Origin of the sequence: Chitinophaga sp. MM2321 (assembly GCF_964033635.1) — a bacterium.
Lineage (GTDB): Bacteria > Bacteroidota > Bacteroidia > Chitinophagales > Chitinophagaceae > Chitinophaga.
On sequence record NZ_OZ035533.1, the window covers coordinates 2,888,078 to 2,906,097 of the forward strand.

Genomic DNA, 18,020 nt, shown 5'->3' on the forward strand with positions numbered 1-18,020 from the left:
TAACATTCTCCTATTAGCCATACAAAATTTTAGTATATTTAGTAGGTTACCACAACTATTTTATTTCTCCCAAGGAACAAATAATTTTGCGCGGGATGAGGAACACTAGCATTACATTAATTCAGGAAATAATACCCTTTATCTATTTAATCGATATCTAAATATACCGATGCAATCTATGTATTAGTCGGATCTGCGAAGCCAGTGAATAATAAAACCAAAGATAGTACGAAGTGCACTCTTGTTCAATATATTGGTGCTGCGAATTTATTACAAGACCTATCTGCCAATAATGGACATTAATTTTTAAAATAAATTCACGTTTAAAACCCCTATCACTTAAATACAATCCAAATGAGTCAGCCAATTTTATATTTAGACTACACTAAAACCACCGCTGATCTTATTAATGCAGGCATTAAGAAATCAGATATTTTCTACCCTTTTGCAAGCCCGGATAAAAAGGATTATTTAAATTTTTTTTGGACATGGCAAACTTCTATGAGTTATTATGACCGCCTTTTAAATGTGCGCCCATGCAGATTTTATTATATAAACAAGACCAGCATGGAAGCAATAGGAGGATTTGACAAAGGATGTTTTATAGTTGGTATCTCAGCAGGAATGGTATATCAGCTTAAAAAGTTTTTTATCGAAGATAATGAGGATATTTTCATCCGATTCGCTGACGATGCTTTTTCCAACCTTAATGAAATTGGTATTAATAGTTTGCAGTCATTAATGCGAGATTTTAGCCTTCGCTTCGCTATGGACCATGAATTCGGTCATGTTATACAGCAATCAGACAATCGATCAAGTTGGTCAATTGAAGAATTTAATGAATTGACAAATTGCGATGAGATATATTCGGAAGAAAGTCACATCAGGGAATTCGATGCTGATATTCGAGGAGCATTTGGGGCAACCTCAGCCATATTAGGGTATTGGGATAGCACAGAGGAATGTAAAAAAACGGAAGAATACCTACGGATATTAATTACTTCGGGCATAGCTAGCATTGCTTGCTTTTTCTCCTTGTTGCCAACAGCAGATTTTTATGTAGAGAAATTCAAGCACCCACATCCAGTAATCAGAATTCAATATATTATGACTTATCTACATAATATGCTTCGCGATAAGGGTCAGTTACGCTCAATGAACTGGGATAAATTATTCGATGATGTGTGGAAGATAAGTAATCTGTTTTTGAACAGAAAAGCTGATATGTCGGTAACAAATTTATACGATGTATTTATAAGTAATCGGCAGGCAATTTCTAACCATATTAAAACCACATTACTAGCAAAGTACAAAAATTATCCATACCTGGCACTAAATAAACCTGCAGCCCTAGCTCTTCCTAAAATTGATATGTTGTCTTTGCATCAACTAGAAATGCAGGACTATATGCTTCAGGACTTCCGAGATGGATTTTGAGATAGTTATGATTTAAGTCTGCAACTTAAACAATCTTAAACCAGCTGGGAAAGACCCACTTCTTGTGTCGGAAGATTTTGGTCTAAAGAATCTTAATAAACACCTAAGCTTGCACTTTTACAATTATGGAAGACAGGTATGCTAAAAAATCACTTATTGCGCCGATAACATTTGTTCCGCCTGCTCATTTTTTGTTGATTATTTAGGTAAAATATTAAGGGCTGAGTTTTATTAAAATGGGGCTTAAAGATTAATATTAAACAATGTATAATTATACATTATTTAATATTTGATGTGCTTTTTGAAAACAATGTGTAAATGCGCAATTAGGTTGCGTAGTAGAGTAGCGATATTTAGGTAGAAAATGAAAATATGAGTTTTAATTACCGTCCAGGAATAGAAGTCGAGCAGAAACCATTTATAGAGTGTTCCAATATGATTGAAATATCAGCGAAGGAGCTGAATTTTGATGAAGCTAGAAAAAAACTGAACGAAGTTATATATACGTTGACCAAACTGGTTGATCTTTTCCATAGCAAAAATGTCTTAATGCAAAACTGGATGAAGCCATCTGAAGTATTGTTGCTTAAGCAATGTTTGCATGCCTCATCAATTAATAAACTTATGATACCAGTACCGCTTTTTAGAGGTGATAACGGTGAGGTGTTGCTGGTACAGGACATAAGTTCTATTTATGTTTTGTCGCGAGCGCAAATGGAATGTTACCTGACTTTGTTTTATTTTGTTTTATCTCCAACAAATAATGACGAAGGGAACTTCAAACAAATGCTGTATGAGTTAAGCGGGCTTTCAAACAGGCAAAGTTATTTTTGTACCATGCCTGAGTCACTTGCCAAAAAACATACTGAGGCAAACGAAATAAATGTCCTACGGCATAAAATTTCACAAAATGTTTGGTATCAAAATCTTTCTCAGGGAGATAAGAAAAAAGTAGATAAACAATACCCGGCGGCCAGGCTAATCGGATGGGAAAGAATAATTGAATTAACTAGATTTAAAGAGAATTATCTGGCTTCAACTTGGAAACTTTACTCCAATTTCGCCCATTCAGAATTCATTGGGGGAATTCAGTTTAATGGCTACTTATTGGACAATAAAGATTTACAGGAAGCACTGTATCATACGTTAGAATTCACTATAATGATTCTCTGTGTGACTATAACTGAAGTACTAAATTTATTCCCTGAGATCGCTAAGGACTATGAACAAACCGTAAGCATGGAAAATAGAACGTATGTGTATTATTGGTCTCTTATCGGATTGAAAAAAGATTTGCAGTAAATTTCATAAGCAGCATACAAATTTTAAATTATATATTAATGACCTGGCCGACAGTAAATACTTTATTACGCAGACAACTCACACTGCCTTTAGTAATAGCTGACGGGGATTGGAGTTTAGCGAATTTGGACTTTCCAAGTTTCGAGACTCGCCATAGATAATACTTTTATGTGGCCACCGCTCATTTTCTATATTATAGATAAAAAGATGGTTTTTTATCTTTAGGTTATAGAACAACGATAAAGTATGAAAACAGCAAAACAAAGGCACGCAGCACGGGACGCCCAGTTGTGTGAACAGTACCGCAAAGCCAACTGGGACGGTTGCGAGGCAAATAATTATTTCGCCCGGTCTTACCGACCCGACGTGGAGTCAAGTTATATGAACAAGCCGAAGCATGAAGCTTTTGAGCGTTTGAAGGAAGTGGACATAGCCCGGAATGAATTGTTTTTGGAAATTGCTCCTCTATCTTTTGAAAAGGAGAAAATCGTCTCCTATCTGAGCCATCTAGTGCCCGAAAAGGTTTTTGTGCAAGAGAACATTATTCGTAAAGAAGAGTATGTCAATGCGTACATTACAGCTGCTAAAGAAATTTTGGAGAATATCCAAAAGCAGCATTATGATTTTCAAAAATAACGGACAGGAAACACGAGATAATGGAGCTTTTTAAATACAGGTCTTTATCCCGCTCCCTACTAGTCTAGAAATGTTATTTTGATTCCCATAGCATACAAACATCAATAAAGATGGAATTAAAACCTCAACCAAACAACTACATAACAATTTCATTGATATCGCTTAAAGAGAGTTGCTATATCAAATCTACCGGAAGTGGTCACCTGTTAGGCCAGCTATTAAAATTATTTAAGCATTCAACTAACATAAATGGATTCACCTATTTGATTGAGCCGGTACAACAATATACATCAGAATTGAAGGTACAAATTCATGAGTTCATCGACAAATACTCATCTGAATTCCCAGCATTGAATGGATTCAGGACTTTTCTGAAGCCATTACCCGAAAATTATTATTTTCTTATTGTAAAAGGCAAGATTACTGATACTGCGTTAATCATGAAACACTTCGCATTCTTAACAAGATATCATAATGAGCGAGGGATGCAGCAAGAAATTCATGAGAAAACCTTTGACTGGGGAACCACCTTCGAACATTACAATATGCATAGTTATGGGCACCAGCGGAGAAATATTGGTGGAAGTATTGAAAAAAAAAGTCGTGTTTGCAGGTTTTGCGACACAATTAACAGCCAGACCAATAAATTCGGTTCTGTTGTGACTTTTAGAAATAAGTCCCACGCTTTTTCAGAAGCACTGGGTAATAAAACTGTTGTCTGCCTTGACGAGTGTGATGCCTGTAACGATCGATTCAGTCGCAACATTGAGCTTTCTTTGATAAATTATGTTACTGTCTTTAGAAGCCTTTATGGGTTAAAAGGCAAAAATGGTGTTAAAAAGCTGGTCGGTGAAAACTTTGTCTTAGATCCTAACAAAGGACTTGACATCCAATATGATGGAATAATAGACTCTGAAACTAATATTGACCATATCAAAACTGATTTGAACTTAAAAGAAACCATCATTCCACAGGATATTTACAGATGTTTGGTAAAATTTGTACTGAGCCTGATTGATGAAAAGTACATGTCTTTATTTTCGAAGACGATTGATTGGGTAAACGGGACGTTTGATGCAGATGCATTACCGAAGATATCATTCCTGCAGACAGACTCCTTCTATTCCGAGCAATCTATGATTTGTTATTTCCAACGCAAAGGCGATCAAACGTCGCCTTATATGATTGGCGAATTTCATTACGCCGATATGGTGTTTATATTCTTAATACCTTTCTGTGATAATGATAATCAGAACTATACTTCTGAAACCGAATATCAAGCTTACTGGAAAGAATTCAATTCAGTTAGATTATTCCATGATTGGTCAGATAAAGACTTTAGCTCGATGAAGTCGATTAATATGACGATCAATCTGAATATCAATGGTATAAATATTGATGACAATACATTCATATCTTATCAAGAAGAATAGCAAAGCAAATAATTAGCAAATGAAAAAATCCTTTATACCCACGAACTTCCCCCAATGACTAAAAAGAGAAATGTTGTCTTATTTGGTGCAGGAGCTGTAATTGATTGGGGAGGCCCTAAAACCCCCGATCTCACTGATTTTGTTAGAAACTGTGGTTTTTACACTAGGGATGGTAAAACTCGAATTACTGAGTTCATATATAATAAGCTTATTAATGCCCCTGGCTATGATAAAAATGATATAAATTTTGAGACAATCATTAATGTGATTGAGGAACTAATCGTTTACTATGCAAATCACGGTCAACGAAAAAAGGTACCAGCATTGATGAAACCATTCTTTAGCCCTAATTTTGAGCAAGAAATCTTAAATTTTTCAGTTATTGGAGGTGAAATAAAGCAACTCTATAAGCTTCACATACCTGGGAAAGATGATGAGTGGGCATTAATGAATCACGGCCAAGAAACACCAGAGCAATTCTTTTTACAACAGCTTCTTGCCCATCTACTTACTGGCATTACTATTGAGATAGATCATTATGCTTACCATACTGCTAGCAAATCCAATGTAATTACAGAATCGAATAAGGAGATTAACGAACTTTTCCAAGATTGGATTCACCTTGTCAATGGAAATGATACATTAAGGATGTACACACTAAACTATGACAGGAACTTTAAAATATTACTTGCAAGATCAAAATACCAATATGAAATTTTTGAAGGCTTTGATTGTGGTGATGTAGTTGGATACACTGATCAATTGAAACCGCAAGCCCGTCGCATCCTCGCAGATCAAGATTCTAACACACATTATAACCTGCACGGAAGTGTATTTTGGCGCGTTAGGGCACTTAATCAATACCAATTAGAGCTGCCTGAATTCTATCTAGCCTGTGGTGCTTACTTAGAGCAGAATACAAACGAATTCCCAACCTTTCAAAGTGAAAAAGGGAAGACAGTTTTTTTGACAAACCTGATCACCGGCTATCAGAAAACCCAAAGAGCGATATTCTCACCTTTCAGGCAGATGCAGGCGGCATTCGACAGAGATTGCATATTCTGCGACAAACTGATTATTATTGGTTATTCTTTTAGTGACGAGCATATAAATTCTAGCATAAGAACAGCATTACAGGAAAATAAGAATTTACACATCGAAATAATAGATCCTTCCTTTAAAAAGAATGAGTTTGATTTAATGGTTATGCTGAAGATTTTTGCAGCCTCAGATAGAATGTACTCAGACTTCCCTAAAAACCTATCAGAAAATGTACATAGTTTTCTTAGCGGGAGTGTGACAGTACATGCAAAAACTTTTCGGAATTATATGGAGGATACCTTAAAAAAAGCTTCCCGATCTAATTTCAACCAGCATTAAAATTGATTACAAGGGGAGAAAATAAGAGGAAATTAGGAAACAAGAGTCAAAGCATCCGATCTCTCATTTTAAGAATTGAAATAACAAGGTAACCAACCTTCCATTAGCTGCTTGCAACTTGGGAAACAGCGTACGCTTACATACAACCCACTTTAAACACTTTTCTACCGCCGTTTATCCTTTGTACCAGCGTCAAAAGCTATGAGGTTAAACATCGCCCTCATGCGGCTGCGCAATCGGTTACCGTATAAATCCTCCAACTCCTGACTAACAAGATTCGTGGTCACATGCGTGAGCATTTTATGAGAAATAAGCAAATCATATCGTGACAACAGTATCTCCGCCATGACGTTGCAATCGTTACCCCAGAACTTAATCGTGGTTTCCAACCCCAGGTCATCAAAGCAATGGATACGAGGGATACTGGTGTATGGATAGAAAGCATTCTTACTATACTTTGCTATCACATCATACCCCATTTTTCCAAATTCAAAGCTGATATCCCGGCACGAGATAATGGCCGGCTTAAATGCTTCCTGGCTAAGGTTGCGTATGATACTGATCAGCGAGGTTTTACCGCATCCTATTTTACCGGTAAGTAAAATCCCCTTGTTGAGGTCAATCCCTTCATCCAGGGCTACCCGTTCATCACGGAGGAAGTAGGTCAATAGCTTTAATACAATGGGTCTGTCAATATCTTCAATTTCGAAGTGAGGGCCATAAATAGCCTTCCCTCGCGCTGTTACATGCATCACCAGGTCGTAATAATCATAGCGGGTCTGAGTAGCTTTTGTTTTCGTTGACATGAAGCCTTCCTGGCCTGGCTGTAGATTTGGTGTATTTGTCATTGTTTTCAGTTTTTCGAGGATGAATATTCAGTATCCATTTGTGGGCGGCGGCCTGCCAATCGGTGATCAGCGTTTTGCCACCCTGCCGCCAGCCGTTGGCCTGGTAGTGATGGAAAAACTTACCTGCTTCCATCTCCGGGTAGACGTGGGCGTTAAAAAGTTCCTGCACCTGGGATAAGGTGGGGAGCATCCGGGCGGCGCCGGGTGCATTTTCCGCGCCGGGTGTGCCCGGATCGAACGGAGGATTTTCAGTTTCATTTTTATAAATTTTTTTTGAGGGCGGGAGCCTGTTTTCTCCCCCTCGTTTATTATTGTTTATATGTTTATTAAAGTGGCCCACTTTTGGGCCTGCACGTGGCCCGGAATTGGTCCTTGTATCAGGCCCATTATTGAGCCGCTGATGTGGCCCTGTTTTGCACGGGTCCGGTGGCTCGCTTTTGGGTCGCATAGTGCCGGCTTTCGGGTCCTGAAAAAGAACTAACTGTTCGGGATCAGGGTCCGCTATAAAATCGGCCAGGGGAATGATGGACACATAGCTGGTCGCATAAGCCTGCTTCGCTTGTGCATAGATGATATAGCGGCAATCATCCAGGTGCTTCAGACAACGTACATAGGTACTCCGTGAGCCAATACAGGAAAGGCGCATCACTTCTTCGCGCAGGATGGGAAAGGGATGCTGGAAACGGTGATAGTTCCATACCTGAAACAAGGCCAGGTACAGGCTTACATGGTTTGCATGTAAGCGATCCTCTCCCCTCACCTGTGCGAAGAAGGCATTTAAATGCCGGATGTAGTTGATTTGTGTAGGTGATGCCGCCATCAGGAACCTTTGATATTTTTCCTGGAGCCTTCCATCAGTTTGATGATGTCATCGTAATCGTAAAATAGGATCCCGCCAATCCTGGTGTAGGAAAGGGTACCGTTAACACGCATATGCTGTAGGGTACCTGTGGAAATGCCCAGCAAATCCCGGACTTCAAAAGACCTAAGCCATTTGCGAGGCTGTGTGGACGCGGATTTTAGAATGTTACGGAATTCAAAGAATAGTTCCGTTTTAAAAGTTGCGAGATCATCCCGCGTAAGCATTTCTGCTGCCATAAGATTTAGGTTTGTTTGGTATGGCAGCAAAAGAAGGGTTATTATCAATACAAGAACAGTCACAGGGGTGACAGTACCCCCTGTAACCATTTGATAATTAATATATTAATTTTATATAGTTCTTTTTATAATAAGAATTATGTTATCGTTTCGGGAACTTTAGAATTGCCGGAGGAAAAAATCCAACACAAAATATACAGCTACGTTTACCCCTTTAAGTGAGTAATTAACCAGGTCCATAAAAATTCCTCTTACGGCTTTCGATACGTTCGCATCCTCTTTATAAAAATTAGTGCGCAGGCTCCCGGAAGAAACATTATCCTGCTTAACTGTTGTAAAAAACTGGGAAAAGAAATCCAGTAATTCTGTTTTATTCCTGTTGAGAAAAACACCATTGCCCAGCAGCAGTTTTATGATGTAACCCAGCTGCGCTACAGAGAGAACAGTAATAACTTTAAAGTCTTTCCAGCGACTTAATTCATCAGGAGAATGGCCCGGAGCTGATAAATGCGTTTTTCTATGCAGATATGAAATCTCCTCGTTCAACCAGGCTTTCAACTGATTTTGAAGGGTAGGATGAAGTTTATTGAAAATAAATCCCGGCTTAATGTTGGTCTGATTAATTTTCTTTTGCAGGAAAATCAGGTGATCCAACTTTTCACGTATGGTAGGTAATTCCGTTATTTCCATCGTGATGGAATCGGTACAATATCTTAAATAGTGCACGTTATTAAAATTGAGATATAGCAACAAGTCTTTAAGCTTTTCAGCAAGATCCGGACCACCGTTATTATTTATCAATAATGCGGATAACTCTTTCTGTAATCTTCTTAAATAGAAGAGCTGGCGATAAGTAATAAGGCTGTCATTATTTTCGGCGGAGGGGAAATCAAGGAACGACTGCAATACAATGGATGATAACTGTTCATCGATTTGCGCCGCTGTAAAGCCGTCTGATATGATCTTCATCTCATTTACAAATCCGTTTCGAGCAGAAAGCCAGTGAGTGATCGGGATTTTATAGCTAAGGTTCAGATAGCGTGAAAATTCGCGTTCCAGGAAAGATAGCAATTCAGCAAGATTAGCGTAAATAATTTTGTAAAAATTGTTCCATGTAAGGTCAGCGGTCAGCTCATTGATCGTGGCAATTTCAGCCGGTGAAAGAAGACCGGTTATCTGGTCCATAAGTACAACGAGTTGATATTGGTGCATCTGGATATGCCATTCTACCTGCTTATCATTGCCCATACCATATACGTCCCTTCCGAAGCATTGTAACATTTTGTCTTTCTCACGAATCGCTTGGGCCGTTGTGGAAGAGAAAAGATTTTTATCCGGCGGCCCCAATGTGATGGCATGTTGTTTAAGTTCAACACGGATAAGCCTTTCAAAAAACGACAACTGATAATGTTGATCCATATGATAGGTTTTGGTGATCATGGTTAGTAACGGGCAATTTGCCCCAATGGCTTAATTACAGATGCGCCATGTATTCAGACTTTGGTTTTTCATGAATAAGTAATACGGGGCAATATTAAGATTTAGCGCATATCAATTTGTTAACCAAATCTAAACGCATTCAAAATCAGTATAAATACCTTTTTTTGCGTATTTATACTGATTTTACAATTGACCAACGGCGCTATATAAAAGAGAATCAGGTAGGGAGAGGTTAAATTAGCCGCGCGGATATCATTTTTAAATACCAGCAGCTGCCCGGTTAATAATCCTTCATTATGTTTACCAGCATATCTGCAATCACCGCAAAGCCTTTATCAGATGGATGCAAACCATCGTAGGTCATATCAATGGCATCTATCGGGTACGGGTACTCGTCAGTATCCGGATGAAATGGTATCTCTTTATAATCCGGCCAGCGGTATTCCCGGTAACTGCCGGTGGCAGGGTCTTTCAGCTGTTTGTATTTCACCATATTTTCCAGCGTGATACCGCTTTTATTGTACAGGTCTACCCTATCGAAGTGTTCATAGTCTGCGATGGAATCAATGGCCGCTACCACCTGCGACAGCTGCTGACCATTTTTTGCTTTATAAGAACCCCAGGCATTATTTTTCATATTGGCGATGTATACAAAATCGCCGCGCTGCAAGGGTGTAATCAATATGATACGAGCGTTTTTATTCAGTGATTTCAATTTATCAGTGATGGTCCGGAAAGCGCCGTACACGGTACTATTCCCCGTTTTATCGAGGTAGTCTGATAAATGGCCTACCGGGCGACCCGCCCACCAGTCGTTTGTGCCCAGGAACACGGAGTATACATCTGCTTTTACCAGGTCCAGCTTCTCTATAGCATCGGCGATGCCTCCGGAAGTCCAGCCATTATAGCCTTTGTTGATATACCGGATACCGGGCAGCTTTTCTGCCACACGGGTCATATATCCTTTGGTAATTCTGTTGCCCGTTTCATCCAGGTGTTCATTCAGATAGGTAATAGAATCCCCGATGGCCACCCAGGTTATTTTCCGGGGCGTAAATGCAGTAGCAGCTACGACGGTAGCGATGAGCAGGCCAAACAACCATTTCTTCATTATTAATAGTTTTTATCTCTTACTGAAATCGAAAAAAGTACAGGAAAATAGCGATTTATTATGGGTGTTTATATTTTATCCCTGTTTTTTTGTCGCATCCGGCACCGTATAATGTCGCTTTTACACCGCGTTTGCATTGAAATGATTAGGTAAATTTATATAAGACCTCTGATACTTAAAATACAATCACCATGAAGGCTATCCAAATCAATACGATCGATGAATACATTGCCGGCTTTCCGGAAGAGATGCAGGTAATACTGGAAAAAGTCCGCGCCACCATCAAAAAGGCAGCCCCTGATGCAGAAGAAACCATCAGTTACAGTATGCCTGCTTTTAAACAAAATGGATACCTCGCTTACTTTGCAGCGTACAAAAATCATATTGGCTTTTATCCGATACCACCTGCTACTGAAAAATTCAAGGAAGAACTTTCTCTGTATAAAACAGGGAAAGGATCTGTACAGTTCCCACTCGATCAACCTATACCTTTTAAATTAATATCAAAAATTGTAAAATACCGATTAATGGAAAATTTATCCAACCCATCAAAGAAGCCAAAAAAGAAATAAAATTTACTTCAATGATTGAAGGGTCAGAAAGAATCCCCGATGGCCACCCAGGTTACTTTCCGGGGCGTAAATGCAGCAACAGCTACTACTACGGTAGCGATGAGCAGGCCAAACAACCATTTCTTCATTATTAATAGTTTTTATCTCTTACTGAAATCGAAAAAAGTATCGGAAAATAGCGATTTTTTCTTTAGCCAGGATTAGACCTTGATTTATATGTGATAATGATTACCGTGCTTGTTAGTCGTGCATTGTTTATTGTTCTGATGGCTCATAGTAAAGCGTTATTGCACCAGAGTTAAAGGATTTTGTCTTTAAGAGTTTAAGAATAATCTTATCGTTTATGTTTTTAAATAAGGGTAAACCCTTTCCTATTATAACGGGGTGAACACAGAGTTGGTATTCATCAATTAAGCCAAGTTGCGTTAAGGCTACAATTAAACCCGGACTACCAACTAAAATGTCTTTGCCCGATTGTTGTTTGAGTGCTAAAACTTCTTCTTCAATGTCCCGGTTTGCCAACCTTGCACTTTCCCATTCCACATTTTTCAGCGTGTGGGAAAAAACAATTTTGGGAATGCAGTCCATTATCACAGCAAATTCGTCCATTGCTTTGTTTCCTGTAGGATTTTCCACCACAGTTCGCCAATATTCCATAAGCTGATATGTTACTCTTCCATATAGAATGGTGCCTGCGTTACTTAACAGGTCAGCATAATGTTGATGTAGTTCGTCATCTGCAATGCCTGCCGTATGGTCGCAAAAACCATCTAGTGTCATATTGATTGCTGCAACTAGTTTTCTCATATTTTTTTTGGTTTTAATTACAATTATTTTTTCATTTCGCTTTTTGCAGAAAGTTTCGGATTACACTTCCAGCCCCCCTCCTTTTGGGCGGCAGGCTACTGTTGCTCCTTGGTTAACCGGAACATTGCCGTCGTACTATCGGTTGCTACTTTCTATATCTTATTCCCCCGTTTTTTATGTAATTTTATACAGTCTACTCATTATTACTATTTGCTTATGCAAACTATAAAGTCGTTGCTTGATGATCATAAGCAAAACGATAAACTGCCCATCCGGATTGTTTCCCCAAATTTTGGGCACCTTGCCCAAGAGATCGCGGATCAGATTGAGCTGACTCATCGTTCGCCTTATTATTTTATTCTATTTATGGTAAACGGTTGTGCCCGGCATGTTGTTGACCTTGAAGAATTCGATATTGAAAGTAATCAATTACTTACAGTGCGTCCGCACCAGATCCACCGTTATTCAGCTTCCGGACATGGGACCGATTACTTTAAATTAGGCTTTGATGAAAATTGTCTTTCCCGTTTGCCTAAACAATATCCGTTTTTAATTAACCCTTTAAATCAACAAAAGATAAGCGTCACCCCGGGAACTGCTATCAGGCTCAAAGCCATCTTCGAAATACTCATTGGTTTATTAAGCATACCGGATACTGATCCTGAGCTTATCCTGGCGCACCTTAACAGTCTGCTGACCGAGGTCAATCTGATGTATTTTGCCACGGATAAAAGCCCGGCCGATGACCGGCTTTCCAAGTATATCGATTTCCAGGTTTTTGTAGAGAACAACCTGGTAGATCATCCTACAATTAAAAATATCGCAGGCGAACTTGCATTAAGTACCGATAGCTTATACCAGATTGTTAAACAGTATTCAGGACTTTCACCCAAAGAATTTATTACAAACCGCCTTATACTGGAAGCCAGGCGCCGGATGTCTTATGGTGAAAGTTCTTCCGTAAAGGAACTTGCTTTTGAATTGGGTTTTAACGACCCTGATTACTTCTCCCGTATATTTAAAAAAGTGACTGGCAAAACGATAGCGGCATTCTTTAAGGATTTGTCCTGAAGTTAACGGCTTTTGTCCAGTTCTCTATCCATTCTTTCCGCGAATTTTGTTACCAGAATAAATTTAAAAATCATGGATAGACAACTTGGAAAAAACGGGCCGCTGGTTTCATCTGTAGGTTTAGGCTGTATGGGAATGTCCGGTGCTTACGGACAATCCGACGATAAACAATCGATATCGACAATCGAAAGAGCCCTGGAGCTTGGGCACAACTTTCTGGACACAGCCGATTATTATCTTGTTGGCCATAACGAAGGATTGATTGGTCAGGCAATTCAAGGCAAACGTGACAAAGCTTTTCTCTCTGTAAAAACAGGCCAGCTGGTTGCTCCCGGTCCAAACGGCGCTGTGGGACCTGGTTCGGTAACCGGCCGCCCTGAATACATCCGGAATGCTGTGATGTATAGCCTTCAACGCCTCAGAACTGACTATATTGACCTTTATACGCTTGCCCGCATAGATCCGGACGTGCCTGTTGAAGAGACGATTGGCGCTATGGCAGATCTGGTACAAAAAGGAGTAATCCGGTATATTGGCCTCTCTGAAGCATCTGTTGAAAGTATACGCAAGGCTGCAGCCGTTCATCCGATCACGGCATTGCAGATAGAATATTCTCTTTGGAGCCGCGATATTGAAGCTGAGGTATTACCCACTATAAGAGAGCTCGGCATCAGTATGGTCGCATATGCACCTTTAAGCCGGGGCTTTCTCAGCGGAGAATACAAGAAGCCGGAAGACATAAAGGACGGCCGCGCTTATATGCCGCGCTTTCAGGGTGAAAATTTTTATAAAAACCTGGAAATGGTAGAGAAGATTAAATCACTGGCTGATGGAAAAGGCTGCACGCCCTCTCAGTTGGCGATTGCCTGGGTGCTTGCGCAAGGAGAAGATATCATTACTATTCCCGGCACCAGGCAGATCAAAAATCTGGAAGCGAACATCGCAGCAGAAAAGGTAAACCTCACTGCCGAAGACCTGAAAAGTATTGAAGACATCATGCCTGCGGGTAGTGTTTCAGGTAACAGGTATCCGGAAAAATTTATGAGCGCCTTAAACCAATAATATTGATCCACCACCAGCAAAACAACAAAATTTTACAAGCTTTCAAACAATGACAAAGAGCAATATCACATTGACTGAAACAGAAAAAGATGATTTAAACGCATTTTTTCAATTTCAGCTTGACAAAGAAGCCAATTATTTAGCAGCGTTCACACCTAAAGACCCAAACGACAAAACTGCTTACATTGAAAAGTATACAAAGCATTTAGCTGATCCGACCATAAATATGCGGACAATAAAAGTAAATGATGTAATCGCAGGTAGCATAGCAAAATTTGTTATGGAAAACGAAGCAGAGATTACGTATTGGATCGACAGAAAATTTTGGGGACAGGGAATTGCCACAACTGCACTCGATGAATTTTTAAAAATTGAACAAATCAGGCCAATTTATGGACGTGTTGCATTTGACAATTATGGCTCACAAAAAGTTTTAGAAAAATGTGGGTTTGTAAAAATCGGAAAGGAAAAAGGATTTGCTAATGCCCGACAAGCAGAAATTGAAGAATTTATTTATAAACTTCAGGGCTAACAATGGTTGCCATTTGCAAAAAACATATGGTTAATCCTCAAAGGATGATTTAGGTACAGAGATAATTAAGTTATCCAGTTCCAGATATTTCTCTTTCATAAGGCTTAAAGCGAGAGCTGCGGCAGAAGCACTAAGAATAATCAAAAGCGCCCTTTATTCCTGTCGAAAAAGTCATTGATAGCGCAAATATTAACAATAGAAATCCACTCAATTTCGCAAACAGTTCTGTTTTAAATCCGATTATAAGGAAAATCGCAAAAACAATTTCAGCAGCAGTTGCTGTAGCACCCATTATTGGTATTAATGAATTTGGAATCCAAGGAATTATTAACCGGGTATAGTCCAAAAAATTATCCCAATTCCCCCAAACAGAAATTTCTTTGTTCAACATTCCGAATCTATCCGCAACTGCTGATAAAAATCCGATTGAAATAGCAAATCTCAAAAACAACTTTATTGCCTTTTTCTCCATAATTAATCTTTTTAGTCAAAAAAATCCGTTATGTAATTTTTCGACCTGTAAATTGCGTATTATTCCCAATAGTTGGTTAATTCCATGCTGGCTTTCCCAAGGCTTTGCCAAATCAACTTAACATAAATTTCGATGCCAAAGTATTTCTTGTCCTAAAAAAGTTTACAGTTTACCACCTGGGTCCCGGGGTTAAAACCTACCGTTAGGACACATCTTCAGTCATTGTGCAACCTGGCCCGGGGCTAAAGCCACCGGGCTACCATTGTATAGGCCCTCCGGGCCATATCAAAGCGATTTATCAAAACGAATGATCAACATATTCTTCCTATTTAATCATCATCAGATTTCATGATCAAAATCCGATATGGCCCGGAGGGCCAAAATTTTTATGATCCTGCGATTGCCTCAAAAGAGCTCTTAAACCGCTAAAAATGAACTTTTAGCGGTTTTTGATTACAAAACAAAATCCACCCCCCATATTCAATGCATTGGCATATCAGGGATTCCATAACAGCGGAAGATTACCTGATTTATAACATTTTTGCATGTTTTTTTATTCAATTTCTAAATGAGTAGCATTTTTTTTACTGGTTTTATAGAGAAAAACATATTTTTATAGCGAAACCAATAAAATTAGATGCAGCAATTCACTACACTGACGGTTTCAATACTGATCCGTTTCCTATGGAAAATCCAAATTAACGCTGAAGTATGATGTCACACATTTTGATGTGCTGGCATTTATTTGTCATTTTTTTAATATTTAAACCAACGCATGGATTTATCGATTAATGAGTTTATGAGTAAAATAGAGATCCGGAATGCTCATGAACCCGAATTTTTACAGGCAGTATATGAAGTAGCCGAGTCAGTGGTCCCTTTTAGCGAAAAAAATTCAAAATATAAGGTCAACAAGATTTTAGAGCGGATGACTGAACCCGAACGGGTAATCATTTTCAGGGTTCCCTGGTTAAATGACCAGGGTGGAGTTGAAATCAACCGTGGCTTTAGGGTACAGATGAACAGTGCGATTGGTCCTTATAAAGGGGGGTTGCGCTTCCATCCTTCCGTAACCTTGAGCGTCCTTAAATTTCTTGCTTTTGAACAGGTACTCAAAAACAGCCTTACCGGTCTGCCTATGGGCGGGGGTAAAGGCGGTTCAGACTTTGATCCTAAGGGAAAATCTGATGCAGAAGTGATGAAATTCTGCCAAAGCTTTATGACCGAGCTGTATCGCCATGTAGGTGCGGATATTGACGTACCGGCAGGTGATATTGGTGTAGGCGCCAGGGAGATCGGATTCTTATTTGGCCAGTACAAAAGGATAAAGGGCGAGTTTACGGGTGTTTTAACAGGTAAAGGTCATGAATGGGGCGGTAGTTTGATCCGTCCGGAGGCAACTGGTTATGGTGTAGTCTATTTTGTGCTGGAAATGCTGAAAGCGCGTGGAGATGTACTTAAAGGAAAAACTGTTGTGGTTTCCGGCTCAGGAAACGTAGCACAGTATACCGTTGAAAAATGTATAGAGGTAGGTGCTAAAGTGCTTACACTTTCAGATTCTGAAGGTTTTATCTATGATCCTGAGGGAATTGATACAGATAAACTGCGCTTTGTCATGGAACTTAAAAATACACAGCGTGGAAGAATTAAGGAATATGCGGACAAGTTTGGCTGCCAGTTTTTTCCCGGTCAGAAACCATGGCGTATAAAATGTGACATTGCTTTCCCTAATGCTACCCAAAACGAACTGGATGAAGCCGATGCCAGGACACTGGTGGGAAATGGATGCATCTGTGTTGCTGAAGGTGCCAACATGCCTTCCACACCTGAAGCCATCCTTGTGTTCGAGCAGGCAAAAATTCTTTATGCACCAGGCAAAGCAGCCAACGCAGGTGGTGTTGCAGTTTCTGGTCTGGAGATGTCCCAAAACTCACTCCGTTATTCATGGGGCAGGGAAAAGATCGATGACAAACTGAAACTGATTATCCGGCAGATCCATGAATCCTGTGTGAAATACGGTAAAGAAGATCACGGTTATGTAAATTATGGAAAAGGTGCCAACATCGCAGGTTTTGTAAAAGTTGCAGATGCCATGATCGCCCAGGGTGTCGTATAAAAAATATTATTAATAAAAGCGGGGCTTAAAGCCCCGTTTTTTGAATGTGGTGCTTCCCAATTATATAGAAGTATAAGAAAGAAAGGAGCTACCATGCCTCATTGTCTAATATGCGATTACCTATAAACTGGGTTTCGTACATGCCGATGCGGACTTTGACCAAATTGCTAAACACAGCAAATTGAAAGTCTGGACTCCCGCTTAGAAATTTCATCGGCGAAGTAGTTGGTGGTATACCTTTCTTCGTACCGCTTGGATCAAATTTTGGGTAGCTGGATTCTACCAACCACAATACATTGGCCACTAGTCCCTTCTCATTTAAGCCATCTACCGTTGCGATATCCCAAGCACTTGACACCACACTGCCGTACTTGGATGTCCATTTTAAAGACTGGGGGCCGACTTCCCCATTTCTGGCCATTCCCCTGGGGAATACCCATAGGTTAGCTGCAATATCATCCTTCCAATCCATGCTCCGAGCGGTTATAGTGGTTCCATCCGGCCCCTTGTACACAACCCGTGTACAGGCCAGTGTTGCCTCCTGAACGAAAAGGAATGTTGCAACAATAAAGGGGAAAATACATTTCATATTTATTACCTATTTGGTTACTGAATAATTATGAACAAGCTAACACAAGTAAATAATTAAAAGAGTCTATCGATTATATCCCGAATGAGTAACAATACAGTGGTCCAAAAGTTT

At 39.6% G+C, this 18,020-nt stretch carries 18 protein-coding genes; 10 read left to right on the forward strand and 8 right to left on the reverse strand.

Features of this window, described 5'->3' with window-relative positions; all coding sequences use genetic code 11:
* Positions 1-354 precede the first annotated feature (354 nt).
* The 5 genes from ABQ275_RS11245 to ABQ275_RS11265 all read left to right on the forward strand — a co-directional run bounded on the left by ABQ275_RS11245 (position 355) and on the right by ABQ275_RS11265 (position 6,188).
* On the forward strand, positions 355-1,437 hold the full coding sequence (locus ABQ275_RS11245; protein ID WP_349318401.1) for a hypothetical protein: 1,083 nt from the start codon (positions 355-357) through the stop codon (positions 1,435-1,437).
* A 372-nt stretch (positions 1,438-1,809) separates the two neighbouring features.
* Positions 1,810-2,739: a hypothetical protein gene (locus tag ABQ275_RS11250; protein ID WP_349318402.1), complete on the forward strand. Its 930-nt coding sequence runs from the start codon at positions 1,810-1,812 to the stop codon at positions 2,737-2,739.
* 246 nt (positions 2,740-2,985) lie between these two features.
* Entirely contained in the window at positions 2,986-3,375 is a 390-nt protein-coding gene (locus ABQ275_RS11255; RefSeq protein WP_349318403.1) for a hypothetical protein, read from the forward strand.
* A 110-nt stretch (positions 3,376-3,485) separates the two neighbouring features.
* Positions 3,486-4,808, forward strand: coding sequence for a hypothetical protein (locus tag ABQ275_RS11260; RefSeq protein ID WP_349318404.1), 1,323 nt, complete (start codon positions 3,486-3,488; stop codon positions 4,806-4,808).
* A gap of 54 nt (positions 4,809-4,862) precedes the next feature.
* A complete protein-coding gene (locus tag ABQ275_RS11265) occupies positions 4,863-6,188 on the forward strand; it encodes an SIR2 family protein (RefSeq protein ID WP_349318405.1) in 1,326 nt (441 codons plus the stop codon).
* A gap of 164 nt (positions 6,189-6,352) precedes the next feature.
* Here ABQ275_RS11265 and ABQ275_RS11270 read toward each other — a convergent pair whose 3' ends face one another.
* The 5 genes from ABQ275_RS11270 to ABQ275_RS11290 all read right to left on the reverse strand — a co-directional run bounded on the left by ABQ275_RS11270 (position 6,353) and on the right by ABQ275_RS11290 (position 10,685).
* Positions 6,353-7,036 (reverse strand): hypothetical protein, encoded by a 684-nt coding sequence (locus ABQ275_RS11270; protein WP_349318406.1) that lies wholly within the window; start codon positions 7,034-7,036, stop codon positions 6,353-6,355.
* Positions 6,957-7,856 (reverse strand): hypothetical protein, encoded by a 900-nt coding sequence (locus ABQ275_RS11275; RefSeq protein ID WP_349318407.1) that lies wholly within the window; start codon positions 7,854-7,856, stop codon positions 6,957-6,959. The genes ABQ275_RS11270 and ABQ275_RS11275 overlap by 80 nt, the downstream gene beginning before the upstream one ends.
* Positions 7,856-8,134: a helix-turn-helix domain-containing protein gene (locus tag ABQ275_RS11280; RefSeq protein WP_349318408.1), complete on the reverse strand. Its 279-nt coding sequence runs from the start codon at positions 8,132-8,134 to the stop codon at positions 7,856-7,858. The genes ABQ275_RS11275 and ABQ275_RS11280 overlap by 1 nt, the downstream gene beginning before the upstream one ends.
* Positions 8,135-8,293: 159 nt before the next feature.
* Positions 8,294-9,553 carry a hypothetical protein gene (locus ABQ275_RS11285; protein WP_349318409.1) on the reverse strand — a complete coding sequence of 420 codons (1,260 nt, stop codon included), beginning with the start codon at positions 9,551-9,553 and terminating at the stop codon, positions 8,294-8,296.
* 301 nt (positions 9,554-9,854) lie between these two features.
* Positions 9,855-10,685, reverse strand: coding sequence for an SGNH/GDSL hydrolase family protein (locus tag ABQ275_RS11290; protein WP_349318410.1), 831 nt, complete (start codon positions 10,683-10,685; stop codon positions 9,855-9,857).
* 191 nt (positions 10,686-10,876) lie between these two features.
* Between ABQ275_RS11290 and ABQ275_RS11295 the strand changes: the two genes are divergently transcribed.
* Positions 10,877-11,257: a DUF1801 domain-containing protein gene (locus tag ABQ275_RS11295; protein WP_349318411.1), complete on the forward strand. Its 381-nt coding sequence runs from the start codon at positions 10,877-10,879 to the stop codon at positions 11,255-11,257.
* Between the two features lie 255 nt (positions 11,258-11,512).
* On the opposite strand, the gene ABQ275_RS11300 is transcribed toward ABQ275_RS11295, so the two are convergent.
* Positions 11,513-12,064, reverse strand: a complete 552-nt coding sequence (locus ABQ275_RS11300; RefSeq protein ID WP_349318412.1) for a dihydrofolate reductase family protein — start codon at positions 12,062-12,064, stop codon at positions 11,513-11,515.
* Positions 12,065-12,280: 216 nt separating this feature from the next.
* Between ABQ275_RS11300 and ABQ275_RS11305 the strand changes: the two genes are divergently transcribed.
* The 3 genes from ABQ275_RS11305 to ABQ275_RS11315 all read left to right on the forward strand — a co-directional run bounded on the left by ABQ275_RS11305 (position 12,281) and on the right by ABQ275_RS11315 (position 14,729).
* Positions 12,281-13,135 (forward strand): helix-turn-helix transcriptional regulator, encoded by an 855-nt coding sequence (locus ABQ275_RS11305; protein ID WP_349318413.1) that lies wholly within the window; start codon positions 12,281-12,283, stop codon positions 13,133-13,135.
* Between the two features lie 72 nt (positions 13,136-13,207).
* Positions 13,208-14,197, forward strand: coding sequence for an aldo/keto reductase (locus tag ABQ275_RS11310; RefSeq protein WP_349318414.1), 990 nt, complete (start codon positions 13,208-13,210; stop codon positions 14,195-14,197).
* 49 nt (positions 14,198-14,246) lie between these two features.
* Positions 14,247-14,729, forward strand: a complete 483-nt coding sequence (locus ABQ275_RS11315; protein WP_349318415.1) for a GNAT family N-acetyltransferase — start codon at positions 14,247-14,249, stop codon at positions 14,727-14,729.
* Between the two features lie 130 nt (positions 14,730-14,859).
* Here the strand turns inward: ABQ275_RS11315 and ABQ275_RS11320 are convergent, their stop codons facing one another.
* The gene (locus ABQ275_RS11320) at positions 14,860-15,201 is read right to left on the reverse strand and encodes a DoxX family protein (protein ID WP_349318416.1); all 342 of its coding nucleotides are present in this window, start codon (positions 15,199-15,201) and stop codon (positions 14,860-14,862) included.
* 775 nt (positions 15,202-15,976) lie between these two features.
* On the opposite strand from ABQ275_RS11320, the gene gdhA reads away from it, so the two are divergent.
* Positions 15,977-17,317 carry an NADP-specific glutamate dehydrogenase gene (gene gdhA, locus ABQ275_RS11325; RefSeq protein ID WP_349318417.1) on the forward strand — a complete coding sequence of 447 codons (1,341 nt, stop codon included), beginning with the start codon at positions 15,977-15,979 and terminating at the stop codon, positions 17,315-17,317.
* 88 nt (positions 17,318-17,405) lie between these two features.
* Here gdhA and ABQ275_RS11330 read toward each other — a convergent pair whose 3' ends face one another.
* Complete coding sequence (locus tag ABQ275_RS11330) at positions 17,406-17,789, reverse strand: hypothetical protein (protein WP_349318418.1); 384 nt, start codon at positions 17,787-17,789, stop codon at positions 17,406-17,408.
* Between the last annotated feature and the right edge of the window lie 231 nt (positions 17,790-18,020).